Raw genomic sequence first — 734 nt, 5'->3', positions numbered from 1 at the left:
GTGGGAGACCGACCGGCTGCGGCGCCCCGGCGACGCGGCCGCCCGCGCGCTGGCCGCCGACCCGCGGCGGGCGGCGGCGGAGATGGAGGCCGAGCGCCGCGGCCTCGAACGGGACCTGCACGACGGCGCGCAACACCACCTGGTGGCGCTGCGCATGTCCCTGGCGCTGGCCGAGCACGCGATCGACGTCGGCGACATCACCTCGGCCGGCCGGGACCGGGTGGCGGACCTGGTGGCACAGCTGGACAAGGCCGAACGCGTGCTGGTCGACACGGCCGCCGGCATCCTTCCCGGCACGCTGGTCGCCGACGGGCTCGCCACCGCGCTGCGCACCGAGCTGGCGCGGCACGACGACGTCACGCTCGACACCGACCGCCTGCGCCGCCGCCACCCCACGCCGGTGGAGTCCGCCGTCTACTACGTGGTCCTGGAGGCGGTGAACAACGCTCGCAAGCACGCCGGCGGCGCCGCGGTGCGGGTCCTGGTCCGGGACAGCGACCGTGGCCTGGAGTTCGCGGTGGCCGACGACGGGCCGGGGTTCGTCATCGCCGCGCCGGGCGCCGGCCTGCCCAACCTCGCCGCCCGCGCGGCGTCGATCGGCGGTGTGGTCCACGTGCACTCCGCGCCGGGCGCGGGCACCACGATCAGCGGCGTCGTGCCCGGCTGAGCACGCGGCTCAGCTGGTGAGCAGGCCCTCGGCCGTGCGCGCCAGCACCTCGCACTCGGCGCGGTCG

At 77.4% G+C, this 734-nt stretch carries 1 protein-coding gene; it reads left to right on the top strand.

Annotated elements, in window-relative coordinates:
• Positions 1-667 (top strand): sensor histidine kinase (locus tag ACYVIP_RS44635; protein WP_460407304.1); only part of this gene is annotated, 667 nt, incomplete at its 5' end.
• Between the last annotated feature and the right edge of the window lie 67 nt (positions 668-734).

This window comes from Actinophytocola sediminis, assembly GCF_054779715.1.
Note: the sequence above shows the minus strand (reverse complement) of the source record. Positions and strands in the feature narration are given on the sequence as shown.